General features: G+C 72.3%; 1 protein-coding gene. It reads right to left on the bottom strand.

What is annotated here, in order from left to right; all coding sequences use genetic code 11:
• The coding region (locus tag G3I71_RS50700; RefSeq protein ID WP_203733204.1) for a TIM barrel protein at positions 1-412 on the bottom strand (412 nt) is incomplete at its 3' end.
• Between the last annotated feature and the right edge of the window lie 14 nt (positions 413-426).

The raw sequence follows: 426 nt of genomic DNA, 5'->3' as shown, positions 1-426 counted from the left end.
GCGGGATCGTGCCGTCGGCGAACGAGGCGTGCCGGTCGCGGCTGGACCCGTGCGGGTCGCGCGAGGAGTTGGCGTGCACGAGGTCGATGCGGCCCGTGATCGCGGTGAGCCGCTCGACGATCGTCTCGAGGTCCTCGCCGGCCGCCCACGCGTGGCACGTGTCCAGGCACACGCCGACGTCGTAGCCGCCGATCGCGTCCCACAGCACCTGGAACACGGCGCGCGGCATGTCGGGGTGCCGGATGACGTTGTGAGGCCGGCCGAGCAGGTCGGCCTCGGCGTAGCCGCTGACGCGCAGGAACACGTCGTTGGCGTACGTGATCCGACCCCGCGGGTCGGTCTTGGAGACGATGATCTCGTCCCGCCCGAACGTGCGCTCGACCCCGCTGGGGACCACCGGCACCGCGTGCATGCGACCGCCTCTCC

The sequence above is a fragment of the Streptomyces sp. SID12501 genome, assembly GCF_010550245.1.
GTDB lineage: Bacteria > Actinomycetota > Actinomycetes > Streptomycetales > Streptomycetaceae > Streptomyces.
Note: the sequence above shows the minus strand (reverse complement) of the source record. Positions and strands in the feature narration are given on the sequence as shown.